Source organism: Stenotrophomonas sp. YJH_SMC_119 (assembly GCF_059368315.1).
In genome coordinates, this window is record NZ_JCAFRP010000001.1 from 750,998 (window position 1) to 766,972 (window position 15,975).

The window sequence follows — 15,975 nt, forward strand, 5'->3', positions numbered from 1 at the left end:
CATGAGCGCCTTCGACACCCCCACCCCGGCCAGCGCCGCTGGCCAGCAGTGGAACGCCCAGGACTATGCGATCGACGCCGGCTTCGTGCCGCTGCTCGGCGGTGTGGTATCGCGCCTGCTCGAGCCGCGCGCCGGTGAGCGCATCCTCGACCTGGGCTGTGGCGATGGCGTACTCAGCACCGAGCTGGCGCTGAGCGGCGCACGCATCCACGGCGTGGATGCTTCGCCGGAACTGGTGGTCGCCGCCCGCGCACGCGGTGTCGACGCGCAGGTGATGGACGGCCACGCGCTGTCGTTCGACAGCGAGTTCGATGCAGTGTTCAGCAATGCCGCACTGCATTGGATGACGACTCCGGACCGCGTGCTGGAAGGCGTGCGCCGCGCCCTGCGCCCCGGCGGCCGCTTTGTCGCCGAATTCGGTGGCCACGGCAACGTGGCCACGATCATCGCGGCGGTACAGGCCGCGCGCGTGGCCCACGGCCATGGCGCCAGCACCTTCCAGTGGTATTTCCCGACCGCCGATGCCTACGCCGACCGCCTGCGCCAGCATGGCTTCCAGGTGCAACTGATCGAGTGCACGCCGCGCCCGACCGCACTGCCGACCGGCGTGGCCGGCTGGCTGCGGGTCTTCGCCGCACCACTGCTGGACGACCTGCCGGCCGAGGCCCGCGCTACCGTGCGCGAGGCCGCCACCGCGTTGCTGGCCGAGCTGCCGCGCAATGCCGCCGGCCAGCCGCTGGCCGACTACGTGCGCCTGCGCGTGCTCGCCCGCCGTCGCTGACTTGACCGTTCCGTTTTCTTTACTGATGTTCGCTATTTCGTACTTCTGCCAGGCATACGCATGACTTCCGCACCCCGCACCCTGTACGACAAACTGTGGGACGCCCACGTGGTGGTTCCCGGAACCGACAGCGCCCCCGCCGTGCTGTACATAGACCTGCACCTGATCCACGAGGTGACCTCGCCGCAGGCGTTCACCGAACTGCGCGAGCGTGGCCTGTCGCCGCGCCGCCCGGACCGCACCAAGGCGACGATGGACCACTCCACACCGACCCTGCCGGCCGCTGCTGACGGCACGCTGCCCTACGCCAGCGCCGCCTCCGAAGCGCAGGTCGCCACGCTGGCGCGCAACTGCGCCGAGCACGGTATCGAACTGTTCGACATGGCCTCGGACAATCGCGGCATCGTCCACGTGATCGCGCCGGAACAGGGCTTCACCCAGCCGGGCATGACCATCGTCTGCGGCGACAGCCATACCTCCACCCACGGGGCCTTCGGTTCGCTGGCGTTCGGCATCGGCACCAGCGAAGTCGGCCACGTGCTGGCCACGCAGTGCCTGCTGCAGCGAAAGGCCAAGACCCTGGCCATCACCGTCGATGGCCCGCTGGCGCCCGGCGTTGGCGCCAAGGACGTGGTCCTGCACATCATCGGCGTGATCGGCGTCAACGGCGGCACCGGCCACGTGATCGAATTCCGTGGCAGCACCATCGAAGCGATGGACATGGAACAGCGCATGACCCTGTGCAACATGTCGATCGAAGCGGGTGCGCGTGCCGGCATGGTGGCGCCGGACCAGGTTACCTTCGACTTCGTCGCCGCTACGCCGCGCGGGCCGAAGGGCGCCGATTTCGACGCCGCCGTGGCGCGCTGGCAGCAGCTGCGCAGCGATGAGGGCGCGCGTTTCGACAGCGAAGTGCACATTGACGCCGCCGACATCCGCCCGACCCTGACCTGGGGCACGCATCCGGGCACCGCGATCGCGGTGGATGCACCGATTCCCGCCGCCAACGATGCCGCCGCACAGAAGGGCCTGGACTACATGCATTTCCAGGCCGGCAAGGCGCTGGCCGGAACGCCGGTGGACGTGGTGTTCGTCGGTTCGTGCACCAACGGTCGGCTGAGCGACATGCGCGAAGTGGCGCAGGTGCTGCGGGGCCGTCGTGTCGCCGATCGGGTGCGCATGCTGGTGGTGCCGGGCTCGGAGATCGTCAAGCGCGAGGCCGAGGCCGAAGGCATCCACGAGATCGTGCGCGCGGCCGGTGCCGAGTGGCGCGAGCCGGGCTGCTCGATGTGCATCGCCATGAACGGCGATCTGGTCGCGCCCGGGCAGCTGGCCGTCAGCACCAGCAACCGCAATTTCGAAGGCCGCCAGGGCCCTGGTTCGCGCACGCTGCTGGCCTCACCGATGAGCGCGGCGTGGGCCGCGGTGAACGGGCACGTCGCCGATACCCGCGAACTGTTCGCACAGGAGGTGGCGTGATGGCCGGTTTCCGTACCCTGACCTCGGCCAGCGTGGTGCTGCGCCAGACCAACATCGACACCGACCAGATCATTCCGGCGCGGTTCCTGTCCACCACCGAACGCGCCGGCCTGGGCCGCAACGCGTTCAATGACTGGCGCTGGCAGGCCGACGGTTCGCCGGTGGCCGACTTCGCCTTCAACCAGCCGCACAACGCCGGCCGCAGCATCCTGCTGGCGGGCCGCAACTTCGGCTGCGGCTCATCGCGCGAGCATGCACCGTGGGCACTGACCGACCTCGGCCTGCGTGCCATCGTCAGCAGCGAGATCGCCGATATCTTCCGCGGCAACTCGCTGAAGAACGGCCTGCTGCCGATCGTGCTGGACGAAGCCGACGTGCAGGCGCTGATGCAGCGCCCTGACGACGAGCTGACCATCGACGTGGCCGCGCGCGAGCTGCGCACGCCTGACGGCCGCGTCTATTCCTTCCCGCTGGATGGCTTCTCGCAGACCTGCCTGCTGGAAGGTGTCGACCAGTTGGGGTACCTGTTGGGCCGTGTCCCTGAAATCGAACGTTACGAGAGTGAGCATGCACGCTGAAATTGTTGTCCTGCCCGGTGATGGCATCGGCCCGGAAGTGGCCGCCGCGGCAGTCGCCGTCCTGAAGTCTGTCGCCACGCGCTTCAACCACACCTTCACCTTCAGCGAGCACGACATCGGTGGCATCGCCATCGACCGCCACGGCGAGCCGCTGCCGGCCTCTACGTTGACTGCCTGCCAGGCCGCCAACGCGGTGCTGCTGGGTGCGGTCGGCGGCCCGAAGTGGTCCGATCCCAACGCCAAGGTGCGCCCGGAACAGGGCCTGCTGGCGATCCGCAAGGCGCTGGGCCTGTATGCCAACCTGCGCCCGGTGCGTACCCATGAGGCCGCGCTGCACGCCTCGCCGATCAAGGCCGAGCTGCTGCAGGGCGTGGACTTCGTGGTGGTACGCGAGCTGACCGGCGGCATCTACTTCGGCGACAAGACCCGCGACGCCGACAGCGCCAGCGACCTGTGCCGCTACACCGTGGCCGAGATCGAACGCGTGCTGCGCAGTGCCTTCCGCCTGGCCCGGCAGCGCCGCGGCAAGGTCACCTCGGTGGACAAGGCCAACGTTCTGGAGACCTCGCGCCTGTGGCGTGACGTGGCCGCGCGCATCGGCCGCGAGGAATTCCCGGACGTTGCACTGGAGCACCAGCTGGTCGATTCCATGGCCATGCACCTGCTGGCCAAGCCGCGCGAGTACGACGTGATCGTGACCGAGAACATGTTCGGCGACATCCTCACCGATGAGGCCTCGATGCTGGCCGGCTCGCTCGGCCTGCTGCCGTCGGCCTCGCTGGGCGAACCCGGTGCAGTCGGCATCTACGAGCCCATCCATGGTTCGGCCCCGGACATCGCTGGCAAGGGCATCGCCAATCCGTACGCGACGATCTTCAGCGCCGCGATGCTGCTGCGCCATTCGCTGGGGTTGGAAACGGAAGCCGCTGCGGTGGAAGCCGCCGTGCATGCCGTGCTGGATGACGGCGTGTTCACCGCCGATCTGGCCGCCAAGGGCCAGGCGGTGAGCACGGCAGCCGCCACCGACGCGGTGCTGGCCAAACTCAACTGATCCGATAGCGCCACGCCACGCGTGGCGCCTCTCCCTTCGCACAGTGCGGGCAGCCACCCATGGGGTGGCTCTACTGTAGAGCCACGCCATGCGTGGCTGCTTTACTTGGTGGTGTACCCACCATTGACCAGGATGGTCTGCCCGGTCATCCACCAGCCATCGGTGACCAGGAAGCGGATCCACGGCACGATGTCGGCGATGTCGGTCAGTCCGGTACGGGTGAACGCCGAGAGCGCGGCCGCGGTCTTGTGGTACGCCTGCGCATCGGCACTCTCGGCCGGATAGAAGAACGGCGTGTCCATTGGACCGGGGCCGATCGCCGTGACCGAGATGCCGCGCTCACCGAACTCCTTCGACGCCGCACGGGTGAAATGCTCGACCGGCGCCTTGGTGCCGGCGTAGCTGGAGTAGAACGGCGTGAACGCACCCAGCAGCGAGGTGACCAGGGTGCAGATCCGGCCGCCGTCGTTGACGTGACGTCCCGCCTCCTTGAGGAAGAAGAACGCGGCCTTGGCGTTGACCGCGCTCATCTCGTCGTACTCGGCTTCGCTGATCTCCAGCAGCGGCTTCTTCAGCACCTTGCCGACCGTATTGATGGCGATGTCGGGACGGCCGACTGCGGCCACGGCATCGGCGAACAAGCGCTCCATCGCTGCCGCCGACGTCAGGTCGCCCTGCAGGGCAACCGCCTTGCTGCCAGCGGCCTGCACGGCGGCGACGGTCGCCTCTGCATCGGCCTGGGTGGCGGCGCTGTTGTAGTGGATGACGATGGCTTTGGCGCCCTGGCTGGCGAAGTCGCGGGCGATCAGTCCGCCCAGGTTCTTGGCGCCACCGGCGATCAGCACGGTCTTGCCCTTGAGGGAATGGTCGGTCATGGCCTCGGTCTCGGAAGTGGGCTGCCCGGGGTGGCAACCCTGTCCTGACGACGATATCGTGCAGAAAATGCGGATAAAGCCCGCCGCATTGACTTAACCTTCCAGAGCCAGCGAACAATGGATCGGATCGATCGCTTCCGCATCTTCACCCGGGTGGTGGAGTGCGCCAGCTTCACCCGCGCCGCCGACCAGCTCGGCCTGCCCCGCTCCACCGTCTCGGCAGCCATTGCGGAGCTGGAGCAGCGGCTCGGTACCCGCCTGCTGCAGCGTTCGACCCGCAGGGTGTCGACCACCCACGACGGCGACGTGTTCCATGCCCGCTGCCTGCGCCTGATCGCCGAGGTTGAAGACGCCGAATCGCTGTTCCGGCAGGACGATGCGCAGCCGGTGGGTCTGCTGAAGATCGACGTGCCCAGTCGCATCGGCCGCCGCATCATCGCCCCGGCGCTGCCCGACTTCTTCGCGCGCCATCCGCAGGTGGAAGTCGACCTGGGCATGACCGACCGCGCGGTGAACCTGATCGAAGACGGCTGCGATGCCGTGCTGCGGGTCGGGCAGCTGGGCGATTCCAGCCTGGTCGCGCGCACGCTGGGCCAGCTCGACTTCGTCAACGTTGCCGCGCCAGCCTACCTGCGCGAGTACGGTGTGCCGCAGCAACCTGCCGACCTGCAGCAGCACCGGGCGGTGAACTACGCGTCGCCGACCACGGCGCGGGTGGAACCGTGGGAGTGGCAGGAGGGTACGCAGCTACGCACATTGCCGATGCCCGGCTGGGTGCGGGTCAACAGTGCAGAAGCGTCGATCGCGTGCTGCGTGGCGGGGCTGGGGCTGCTGCAGATTCCGCGCTACGACGTGCAGGCCGAACTGCAATCCGGTGCGCTGGTGGAAGTGATGCCGCAGCATGTGGCGCAGCCGTTACCGGTGACCCTGCTGCAGCCGCACCGGCAGCACCGCGCGCAACGCGTGCAGGTGTTCATCGAATGGCTGCTGCCGGTGCTACGGAGCGGCCTGCAGCTACAGTAGATCCACGCCATGCGTGGATGTGCACAAGGTGGATGGGGTCAGAGCCCATTCCCAGCGGGAAAGGGATCCGACCCCGGCCGCAGAACCCGGGGCATTACGCCCCGGATTCGTCCGGCTTCACCCGGAACCATGCCGCGTACAACGCCGGCAGGAACACCAGGGTCAGCACCGTGCCCACGATCAGGCCGCCCATGATCGAGATCGCCATCGAGCCATAGAACGCGCTGCGCGACAGCGGAATCATCGCCAGCACGGCCGCCAGCGCGGTCAGTACGATCGGGCGGAAGCGGCGCACCGTCGCATCGATGATCGAATGCCAGCGGTCATGCCCGGCATCGATGTCCTGCTGGATCTGGTCGATCAGGATCACCGAGTTGCGCATGATCATGCCGGCCAGCGCGATCGTGCCCAGCAGTGCCACGAAGCCGAACGGCGCGCGGAACAGCAGCAGGAACAACGTCGCGCCGATGATGCCCAGCGGCGCGGTCACCAGCACCATCGCCGCACGCGAGAAGCTGCGCAGCTGCAGCATCAGCAGCGTGGCCACCACCACCAGGAACAGCGGCATGCCGGCCTTGATCGAGTTCTGGCCACGTGCCGAATCCTCCACGGTACCGCCTGTTTCCAGCAGGTAGCCATTCGGCAGCTCGGCACGGATGCCGTCCAGCGTCGGCAGGATCTGGTGCACCACGTCCAGCGGCTGCATGCCATCGCTGATGTCGGCACGCACGGTCACCGTCGGCAGGCGATTGCGGTGCCAGATGATGCCGTCCTCGAAGCCGTACTCCATCGTCGCCACCTGCGACAGCGTGATGCTGCCACCGTTGGCGGTCGGCATCGACAGGCTGGACAGCAGCTCCAGCTGGTTGCGCTCATCGGCCGGCCCGCGCAGCAGCATCTCGATCTGGCGATTGCCTTCGCGGTACACGCTCACCGACTGCCCGGCCAGTGAACTGGACAGGAACTGGCTGACCTGGGCACTGCTCACGCCCAGCGCGCGGGCACGCTCCTGGTCGATCACCAGCCGCACTACCTTGCTCGGCTCGCTCCAGTCCAGGTTGACGTTCATCACGTGCGGGTTCTCACGCACCTTGGCTTCGACCTGGCGCGCGATCGCCTGCACCTTCTCGATGTGCTCGCCGGAAATACGCATCTGCACCGGATAGCCGACCGGCGGGCCGTTCTCCAGGCGGGTCACGCGCATCTGCACGTCCGGGAACTTCGGAATCACCTCGTGCAGCAGCCAGTCACGGGTGCTTTCGCGCGATTTGATGTCCTTGGCCAACACCACGAACTGGGCGAAGTTGGTGGCCGGCAGCTGCTGGTCCAACGGCAGGTAGAAGCGCGGCGAACCGGTGCCCACGTAGGACACGTAGTTGGCGATGCCCTCGCGGCTGGACAGCAGCTTCTCCAGCTTCTCGGCCTGGGCCTGGGTCGAACGCAGCGACGCGCCCTCGGCCAGTTCGATGTCCACCATCAGTTCCGGCCGGGTCGAATCCGGGAAGAACTGCTGCGGTACAAAGCGGAACATCATCAGCGAGAACACGAACAGGGCGATGGTCGCAGCGATCACCCACCAGCGGTGACGCAGGCAGCCATCGAGGAAGCGGCGGAAGCTGCGATAGAACGGGCGCTGGTACGGATCATGGTCGTGCCCATGCTGCGGCGGCGCGATCAGGTTGGCCAGCGCCGGATAGCGGTCGGCCCACTGCTGGCGCTTGGCGTGCCAGCGCGCGGACAGGCTGCCCGGCTTCGGCGGCTGCGGATTGAACAGGTCCGGCAGCATCTTGTCGCCCAGGTACGGGATGAACAGCACCGCCGCGATCCACGACACCACCAGCGCGATGGTCACCACCTGGAACAGCGAGCGGGTGTACTCACCGGTGCTCGATGCCGCGGTAGCGATCGGCAGGAAGCCGGCCGCGGTGATCAGCGTACCGGTCAGCATCGGGAACGCGGTCGACTCCCAGGCGAAACTGGCCGCGCGCAGGCGGTCGTAACCCTGCTCCATCTTGGTGGCCATCATCTCCACCGCGATGATCGCATCGTCCACCAGCAGGCCCAGCGCCAGCACCAGCGCGCCCAGCGAGATCTTGTGCAGGCCGATGTCGAAGTAGTGCATGACGAAGAAGGTCATCGCCAGCACCAGCGGAATGGTCACGCCCACCACCAGGCCGGTGCGCAGGCCCAGCGAGAAGAAGCTGACCAGCAGCACGATCACCACCGCTTCGGTCAGCACCTGCACGAACTCGCCGACCGACTCTTCCACCGACTGCGGCTGGTCGGACACCTTGCGCAGCTGCATGCCCGCCGGCAGGGTCTTCTGCAGGCGCTCGAACTCGGCATCGAGATTGGCGCCGAGCTTGAGGATGTCACCGCCATCCTTCATCGCCACTGCCAGGCCGATGGCCTCTTCACCCATGAAGCGCATCTTCGGCGACGCCGGATCGGCGAAGCCACGCTTGACCTCGGCGATGTCGCCCAGGTGCACGGTGCGGTCACCGGCGCGGATCGGGAACTGGCGGATCGCTTCGATGTCGTTGAACTGGCCGGTCACGCGCAGCTGCACGCGGTCGGTGGCGGTCTCGAAGAAGCTGGTGCCGGTGACCGCATTCTGGTCGGCCAGCGCCTGCTGTACCTGCTGCATCGACACACCGAGCGTGGCCAGGCGGGTGTTGGACAGCTCGATCCACACCTTCTCGTCCTGCAGGCCGACCAGGTCGATCTTGCCGACATCGGGCACGCGCTGCAGTTCCAGCTGGATGCGGTCGGCGTAGTCGCGCATCACCGCGTAGTCGAAGCCCTTGCCGGTCAACGCATAGATGTTGCCGTAGGTGTCGCCGAACTCATCGTTGAAGAACGGACCGACGATCTCGCGCGGCAGCGTCGCACGGATGTCGCCCACGCGCTTGCGCACCTGGTACCACAGGTCCGGGATCTGCCTGGAACGCAGGCTGTCGCGGGCCATGAAGATGACCTGCGATTCGCCGGGGCGCGAATAGGAGCGGATGAACTCGTACTCGCCGGTGTTCATCAGCGCCTTCTCGATCGGCTCGGTCACCTGCCGCGAGACCTGTTCGGCGGTGGCGCCCGGCCACAGCGTGCGCACCACCATCGCCTTGAAGGTGAATGGTGGATCCTCGGACTGGCCCAGGTGCTTGTACGACCACGCGCCGATCAGCGCGAAGGCCAGCATCGCGAACAGCACCAGCGGGCGGTTGGCCAGCGCCCACTCGGAAAGATTGAAGCGGCGCACCGGCTTACTCCTTGGCCTTGGCGGCAGCGGCCGGCGCGGCCGGCTTCAGCACCGGGCGGTTCTGCCGGTCCACGGCGATCACCGGCTGGCCCGCTCGCAGCAGGTGGCCACCGGCGGCAACCACCCAGTCACCCGCGTTCACGCCGGACAGCACCGGCACGGTCTCGCTGCCAAACGCACCGGTGGTGACCGAGGCGGCCTTCAGCGTGCTGTTGGCCGGATCGACCACCCACACGCTGGCGGCACCGTTGGCGCCGCGCTGCAGCGCGCCCAGCGGCAGCTGCAGGGTGCCGTGGCGACCGGCGCTGCTGTAGACGCGTGCGCTCTGGCCCAGTTCGACATCGGCCAGCGCATTGGCGGCCAGGCTGACGCGGGTGGCATAGGTGCGTGCCTGCGGATCGGCGGCGGCGGCGATCTCGCGGATCGTACCGGGCAGGCGCTGGCCCGGGCGGTTCCACAGTTCCACCTCGACCGGCTGGCCGACCGCGTAGTCGCGGATGGTCGCCTCGGGCAGGTCGATCAGCACTTCGCGGCCGCCATCGGCGGCCAGGTTGAAGATGGTCTGGCCGGCGGACACCACCTGCCCGGCTTCGGCCTCGCGGCTGGCGATCACGCCATCGGCCGGCGCTCGCAGCTGCGCGTAGTCAGCCTGGTTGCGCAGCACATCGAGGTTGGCGCGGGCCGCATTGGCCTGGCCCTGCGCGGCCTTGAACGCCGCGGACTGCTGGTCCAGCTGCGAGCGGCTGACCAGTTGCTGGTCGGCCAGCACCTGGTAGCGCTTCAGGTCATCGCGGGCACGCACCAGGTCGGCCTCGGCCGCAGCCAGCTGCGCCTGCGAGGCACGGGCCTGCAGCGCGAAGTCAGCCACGTCCAGTTCGGCCAGCACGTCGCTCTTCTTCACCCGCTGGCCGGCATCGACGTGGCGCTTGACCAGGTTGCCTCCGACGCGGAACGACAGCGGGCTTTCCTGACGGGCACGCACCGTGCCCGGGAATGCCGCCGGCGCCTGTCCGGCCTGTTCGCCGGGGTGAACCACCAGTACCGGCACGGCCGCCTGCGGCGCCTGTTCCTGTCCCGAACAGGCTGCCAGCGCAGCCACCCACACCATACCGCCCATCCAGCGCACGATCTTCATCGGTCAACGTCCTGAAAACGCAGGGTTGCAACAAGGGGGAGCCGCGACTGCCGGCCCAATTTAATAAACCGGCCGGTATAGTATAAATATCGAACCGCTTGGTCTAGTATTGTTGCGATGAGTTCTTCCACTTCCCGCAAGCCGTCGGCCAAGCCCGCTGCCAAGGCCGCCGGACCCGGGCGCCCCAAGGATCTGGGCAAGCGCGCGGCGATCCTTGAAGCAGCCAAGGTACTGTTCATCGAACAGGGGTATACCGGCGTGAGCATGGACGCCATTGCCGCCCAGGCCGGCGTCTCGAAGCTGACCGTGTACAGCCACTTCGGCGACAAGGAGACCCTGTTCTCCGAGGCCGTGCAGTCAAAGTGCATTGAAATGCTGCCCGATGCCCTGTTCGTGGCCGACGCGGACGGCCCGCTGCGCGACCAGCTGATCGGCATCGGCCTGGCCTTCTTCGAACTGATCACTTCCGATGCGGCGATCTCGATCCAGCGCATGATGATGGCGCCGGAGACCGACGAACGCCTGCGCGAGCTGTTCTGGAAGGCAGGACCGGAACGTACCTGCGAGGCCCTGGCTGACTTCCTGCGGGCACGCGCCGAGCGCGGCGAGCTGGAAATCACCGACTATTCGCTGGCTGGCGAGCAGTTCCTGACCCTGGTCAAGGGCGAAGTGCACATGCATATGATGTGCGGCATGCCACTGTCACCGGTGGAGTGCGACCCTCTTGCCCACGTGACCGCCAGCATCGACTTCTTCCTGCGCGCCTATGCGCCGCGAGGGGCCGAGACGGCTGAATAACCAAAACTGAACGAACCGGAGGTCGCGATGACTTCCGGCACTGCGACCCCGGCCACCCGGCAGCTGATGCTCTGGGCGCGCCGCCGGCCTCCGGCACCGGTAAAATGGCCGGCCCACTGCGCTGGATTTGAACCTCATGACGATTGATTACGCCCACGCCCGCGAACTGATGGTGGAACAGCAGATCCGTCCCTGGGACGTGCTGGACATCAAGGTGCTCGACGTCCTGGCCCGCCTGCCGCGCGAGGCTTTTGTCGCCGATGCACACCGGGCACTGGCCTACGCCGATGTCGAACTGCCGATCGGCCACGGCCAGAAGATGATGAAGCCGGTCATCGAGGGCCGTACCCTGCAGGCACTGGATCTGCAGCCGGGTGACGAAGTGCTGGAAATCGGCACCGGCAGCGGCTTCCTGTCCGCCTGCATCGGCGCGCTGGCGCGCGACGTGCTGAGCCTGGAGATCGACCCGGAGCTGGCCGCCGCCGCGCGTGCCCACCTGGACGCCTCCGGCCTGGGCACCAACGTCCGCGTGGAAGTGGCTGACGCCCTGTCCTGGCAGACCGAACGCCGCTTTGACGTGATCTGTGTCACTGGTGCGGTCGACGTGGTGCCGTCACAGTTCGCCTCGTGGCTGCGTCCGGGTGGTCGCCTGTTCGTGATCCACGGCCGCTCGCCGGCGATGGAGGCCCTGCTGGTCAAGGCCGACGGCAGCACCGAGTCCCTGTTCGAGACCGATATCGATTACCTGCGTGGTGCCGCCCCGGCACCCCAGTTCCACCTCTGAGTCCAAGGAAGCCGCAATGATCCGCCGATCCCTCGCTGTTGCGCTGGCCACTGCCCTGCTGCCGTTGTCTGCCCATGCCGCCGACCTGCTGCAGGTCTACGAAATGGCGCGCAACGGCGATCCGCAGCTGTCTGCCGCCGAATCGACCCGGCTGGTCGACAAGGAAGGCGCCGTGCAGGCACGCGCCGCCCTGCTGCCGCAGATCAACGGCCAGGCCACGCTGAACCGCACGCGCAGCGAGCCGAACGCCGACATCAACTCCGGCTCGTTCACCAACAAGCGCCGCAATTACACGATCGATGGCAGCCAGACGCTGTTCAACTGGACCCAGATCAACAACCTGCGTTCGCAGCGTGAGCTGAGCAAGGCGGCGGACTTCACCCTCGAATCCGCCAACGACAGCCTGATCGTGCGCACCTCGGCGGCCTACTTCAACGTGCTGGTGGCGATCGAATCGCTGAACGCCGCACAGACCAATGAAGCGGCTGCGAAGAAGCAGTTCGACTTCGCCGACAAGCGCCTGGAAGTGGGCCTGGCGCCGATCACCGACGTGCACGAAGCACGCGCCCAGTACGACCAGGCGCGTGCCAACACCATCGTTGCGCAGAACACCCTGGCCGATAACTACCAGGCCCTGACCGAACTGACCGGCCAGCCGGTGACCAACCTGCGTGGGCTGCCGGCCGACTTCCGTCCGGAAGTGCCGGCCAACCGTGGCAACATCGATGAGCTGGTGCACCAGGCCACCACCCAGAATCCGGCGCTGAAGGCGCAGGAACTGAAGGTGAGCGCCGCCGAAGCCGGCGTGCAGGCCGCGCGTGGTGGCCACTACCCGACCCTGTCGCTGGGCGGCAGCTGGGGCAAGACCGCGACCTGGGGCGACAGCACCGGCTCCGGCTCGCTGTCCCCCGACGCCCGCACCAACAGCATCGGCCTGACCCTGAACGTGCCGATCTTCGCCGGCGGCGCTACCCAGTCCGGCGTGCGCCAGGCGCTGGCCCAGCGTGACATTGCCCAGGACGGCTACGAGCAGCAGAAGCGTGCCCTGGACCGCAACACCCGCAATGCCTACCAGACCCTGGTACAGGGCATCAGCGAAGTGGAAGCCCGCCGCCTGGCGGTGGTCTCGGCACAGAGCGCCTATGACGCCTCGCAGGTCGGCCTGGAAGTCGGTACCCGTACCGTGCTGGACGTGATCCAGAACCAGCGCATCCTGTTCTCGGCGCAGCTGGACTACGCCCAGGCCCGTTACACCTTCCTGCAGAACCGCCTGCTGCTGAGCCAGTCGCTGGGTGCGCTGGACGTGGCCGAGCTGCAGGACGTCAACCGCCTGCTGACCCAGGACGCGGGCAACCCGGCAACCACCACGCACTAAGTCGTCAGCCTGCCGGTCACGAAGAAGCCACCCGCGAGGGTGGCTTTTTTGTTGGTCGCGCGGACGGAGGCATGCACCCACCGACCGTCAGCCGGGCCAGACCCGCATCCGTTCGACTGCGGCCAGCAGACACAGTGCGATGGCGACGGGAGCCAGCACCGGCAGGGCGCGTGACCGCTGTGCCCGTCCGCGCAGCACGGCCACGCACACGGCCCCCATCACCAACAGGGTTGCCGGACCAGGCAGTACCGGCAGGCTGCCCATGGGCGCCCACAACGCCAGCAATGCCGCCGGCAGGACGACGGCAACCGGCACCAGTCTCTCCCGGAACTCCAGGGATCGGTCACCTGCCGTCGGCCACAGCTGCATCGCCACCTGCGCAGCCAACATCAGCAGCACCAGGATGAGCGCCACCAACCCTGCCACTCCCGCCAGCGGCAGCAAGGGCATCACCCAGTACAACTGCGGGTGATGCTGCAGGGCGACCGACAAAGGCCGCGTGCTGGCCAGGGCCGGAAATTCGACCAGGCCCGCCTGCAACGCGGCCAGTACGATCAGCAGCACCATGGCCAGCAGCACGCACGCCGGCAGCAGCGGCGGCCGTGCCCTCGCCTGCCTGCCGATGCCAGGAAATCCCAGCGCCAGGCCAACGGTGGCGAACACACCGTACAGCGGCACGCTCGCCGCCAGTACACCGCCGATCCCGAAGCGATAGGGTGCCGTTGCCGGCGGCAGCCATGGAATCCAGTTCGCGTAGTGCACATGGCGGGCTGCCAGCACCAGCAACAGCAGGCCGGCGCCGATCTTCACCGTCAGCAGCACGCAGGCAACCAGCACCACACGGTGTGGCCGCAGCAATCCGACCACTGCAAGCAACAGCAGGCTGGCAGCAGCCACCAGTTGACCCGGCATCCCGTTGCTGGCCTCGATTCCACAACCAGCCAGCAGTACATGCAGATGGTTGGCGACGGACTGCGCAACGCCAGCGGCAGTCACCACCAGTTCCAGCAGCAGCGCGCCACCGAGCAGAACGGCCGGCACGCCTCCCCAGCAGTCCCGCACCACGCCATGCAGGCCATCGGCAGCGGGCCTTTGCTGGTTCAGAACGTGCAGGCAGTACAGCAGCGGCCCTGTGCCCAGCGCGGCCAGCAGCAGGCTCAGGACGATGGCCGGGCCTGCCTGGCCTGCGGTGTGCTGGCCGACCAGCGCGACCACGCCGCCTCCCAGCAGCAAGGTCAGTGCCACCACCACAAGGCGATCGCCGTACCCGGGCTCATCGATGCCGGGGCTGCTGTCGCTGTCCATCGCAAGTTCCCTTGATATCCGCCCAAGCGCGGTCGACAGCAGACTGACAGCCTGTGCCGGGAGGCGGTATCGGAATACGCGCCATGCGCATCACGATGTGACGGCAGGCACGTTGGCAAGGAAGCTCCCGGTCCCGCTACGACAGATTCCAGGTCGCTAAGCAGAATTGACGCGGTCTTTCACGACAGTCACGTCGCGTGCGCCGGCCCTTCGGACTCAGCGGCAAGGCGGCGGCAGGTGCGGTCCGACCAGCGCCAGCGTACGCTGCAGGGCACCGCGTCCGTTGCTGATCAGCGTGCAGCCTGCCCGCGCCATGTCCTCGCGTGCCTGTGGATCTTCGAGCAGGTGCTGCAGCAGTTCGCCGACCGCCTGCACGTCTTCGCCGATCAACAGCGCGCCCGCCTCGCGCATCCGACGGGAAATCTCCGAGAAGTTGTGCAGGTGCGGGCCCGTCACCGCAGCGGTGCCCATCGCCGCCGGCTCCAGCAGGTTGTGGCCACCGATCGGCTGCAGGCTTCCACCGACAAACGCCACCTGCGCGCAGGCATAGAACGGCATCAGCTCGCCCAGGGTATCGATGACGAACACATCGGTTCCAACCTCCGGCCACTGCTTCGCGCGCCGGGTTGCCACGTTCCAGCCCTGCTCCCGCGCCAGCGCCTCCACCTTCGGGAAGCGCTCGGGATGCCGGGGCGCCCACAGCAGCAACAGGTCGGGGTGCTGCCGGCGCAGGCGCCGATGCAGATCGATCACCGCCTGTTCTTCACCATCATGGGTACTGGCGGCGATCCACACCGGCCGCCGGGCCGGCACGCGGGCATGGAACTGCTCGACGAAGCCCTGCACGTCCGGCGTAGTGATGTCGAACTTCAGGTTGCCCAGCGCCTGCACCTGCTCCGGCGCGGCACCCAGCTGCACGAAACGCTCGGCATCGTCCTGCGACTGCGCGGCCACGCAGGTGACCGTGCGGAGCGCGCGGCGGATCAACGCCGCCAGCAGCCGGTAGCCCCGCAGCGAACGTGCCGAGAGGCGCGCGTTGAGGATGTAGACCGGAATGCCACGGTCACGGCAGCCGAACAGCATGTTCGGCCACAGTTCGGTTTCCAGGATCAGCGCCAGGCTGGGCTGGAAGTGGCCGAGGAAGCGGTTGACGCTGCCGGGCACGTCATACGGCAGGTAGACGTGGTCCAGGGCGTCGCCCCACAGCGCACGCACGCGCTCGGAGCCGGTCGGGGTGATGGTGGTGATGACCCAGCGGATGTCCGGGCGCTCCTTGCGCAGCGCGTTCACCAGCGGCGCAGCGGCATTGACTTCGCCCACCGAGACCGCGTGCAGCCAGACCCGCGGTTGGCCGGTGGGCTGGGGATAGGAGGCATAGCGCTCATCCCAGCGCCGGAAGTATTCACGGACCCGGAAGCCGCGCCAGACCAGGTGGTACACGGTGATCGGCAGCAGGATGTAGAGCACGACCGAGTACAGGCCGCGCAGGATCCATTCGACAGGGTCTTTACGCATGCGGCAAGGATACGGGAGCC

The 15,975-nt window shown here is 67.6% G+C and carries 13 protein-coding genes; 8 read left to right on the forward strand and 5 right to left on the reverse strand.

Going from position 1 to position 15,975, the window contains the following annotated elements; genetic code table 11:
* The first annotated feature begins 1 nt into the window (after window position 1).
* From AC5P6S_RS03440 to leuB, 4 genes are read left to right on the forward strand one after another with little or no spacing between them, the layout of a single operon-like run.
* Window positions 2-781: a class I SAM-dependent methyltransferase gene (locus tag AC5P6S_RS03440; RefSeq protein ID WP_012481202.1), complete on the forward strand. Its 780-nt coding sequence runs from the start codon at window positions 2-4 to the stop codon at window positions 779-781.
* 60 nt (window positions 782-841) lie between these two features.
* Window positions 842-2,260 (forward strand): 3-isopropylmalate dehydratase large subunit, encoded by a 1,419-nt coding sequence (gene leuC, locus AC5P6S_RS03445; RefSeq protein WP_414498554.1) that lies wholly within the window; start codon window positions 842-844, stop codon window positions 2,258-2,260.
* Complete coding sequence (gene leuD, locus AC5P6S_RS03450) at window positions 2,260-2,838, forward strand: 3-isopropylmalate dehydratase small subunit (RefSeq protein ID WP_005410953.1); 579 nt, start codon at window positions 2,260-2,262, stop codon at window positions 2,836-2,838. The genes leuC and leuD overlap by 1 nt, the downstream gene beginning before the upstream one ends.
* On the forward strand, window positions 2,828-3,889 hold the full coding sequence (gene leuB, locus AC5P6S_RS03455; RefSeq protein ID WP_005410954.1) for a 3-isopropylmalate dehydrogenase: 1,062 nt from the start codon (window positions 2,828-2,830) through the stop codon (window positions 3,887-3,889). Before leuD ends, leuB begins: the two co-directional genes overlap by 11 nt.
* Before the next feature lie 101 nt (window positions 3,890-3,990).
* On the opposite strand, the gene AC5P6S_RS03460 is transcribed toward leuB, so the two are convergent.
* Window positions 3,991-4,764, reverse strand: a complete 774-nt coding sequence (locus tag AC5P6S_RS03460) for an SDR family oxidoreductase (RefSeq protein ID WP_005414410.1) — start codon at window positions 4,762-4,764, stop codon at window positions 3,991-3,993.
* Between the two features lie 117 nt (window positions 4,765-4,881).
* Between AC5P6S_RS03460 and AC5P6S_RS03465 the strand changes: the two genes are divergently transcribed.
* Entirely contained in the window at window positions 4,882-5,787 is a 906-nt protein-coding gene (locus AC5P6S_RS03465) for a LysR family transcriptional regulator (RefSeq protein ID WP_065183159.1), read from the forward strand.
* A 94-nt stretch (window positions 5,788-5,881) separates the two neighbouring features.
* Here the strand turns inward: AC5P6S_RS03465 and AC5P6S_RS03470 are convergent, their stop codons facing one another.
* Both AC5P6S_RS03470 and AC5P6S_RS03475 read right to left on the reverse strand, forming a co-directional pair.
* A complete protein-coding gene (locus tag AC5P6S_RS03470; protein WP_049396206.1) occupies window positions 5,882-9,043 on the reverse strand; it encodes an efflux RND transporter permease subunit in 3,162 nt (1,053 codons plus the stop codon).
* Between the two features lie 4 nt (window positions 9,044-9,047).
* Window positions 9,048-10,178: an efflux RND transporter periplasmic adaptor subunit gene (locus tag AC5P6S_RS03475; RefSeq protein ID WP_414498556.1), complete on the reverse strand. Its 1,131-nt coding sequence runs from the start codon at window positions 10,176-10,178 to the stop codon at window positions 9,048-9,050.
* A 117-nt stretch (window positions 10,179-10,295) separates the two neighbouring features.
* On the opposite strand from AC5P6S_RS03475, the gene AC5P6S_RS03480 reads away from it, so the two are divergent.
* The 3 genes from AC5P6S_RS03480 (at window position 10,296) to AC5P6S_RS03490 (ending at window position 13,135) form a co-directional block, all read left to right on the forward strand.
* Complete coding sequence (locus AC5P6S_RS03480) at window positions 10,296-10,976, forward strand: TetR/AcrR family transcriptional regulator (protein WP_065183160.1); 681 nt, start codon at window positions 10,296-10,298, stop codon at window positions 10,974-10,976.
* A gap of 136 nt (window positions 10,977-11,112) precedes the next feature.
* Complete coding sequence (locus AC5P6S_RS03485; protein WP_065183162.1) at window positions 11,113-11,760, forward strand: protein-L-isoaspartate O-methyltransferase family protein; 648 nt, start codon at window positions 11,113-11,115, stop codon at window positions 11,758-11,760.
* A 16-nt stretch (window positions 11,761-11,776) separates the two neighbouring features.
* On the forward strand, window positions 11,777-13,135 hold the full coding sequence (locus AC5P6S_RS03490; RefSeq protein ID WP_033835642.1) for a TolC family outer membrane protein: 1,359 nt from the start codon (window positions 11,777-11,779) through the stop codon (window positions 13,133-13,135).
* Between the two features lie 87 nt (window positions 13,136-13,222).
* Here the strand turns inward: AC5P6S_RS03490 and AC5P6S_RS03495 are convergent, their stop codons facing one another.
* On the reverse strand, window positions 13,223-14,440 hold the full coding sequence (locus tag AC5P6S_RS03495) for an amino acid transporter (RefSeq protein WP_065183164.1): 1,218 nt from the start codon (window positions 14,438-14,440) through the stop codon (window positions 13,223-13,225).
* A 216-nt stretch (window positions 14,441-14,656) separates the two neighbouring features.
* Window positions 14,657-15,955 (reverse strand): lipid IV(A) 3-deoxy-D-manno-octulosonic acid transferase, encoded by a 1,299-nt coding sequence (gene waaA / locus AC5P6S_RS03500; RefSeq protein WP_005414416.1) that lies wholly within the window; start codon window positions 15,953-15,955, stop codon window positions 14,657-14,659.
* Between the last annotated feature and the right edge of the window lie 20 nt (window positions 15,956-15,975).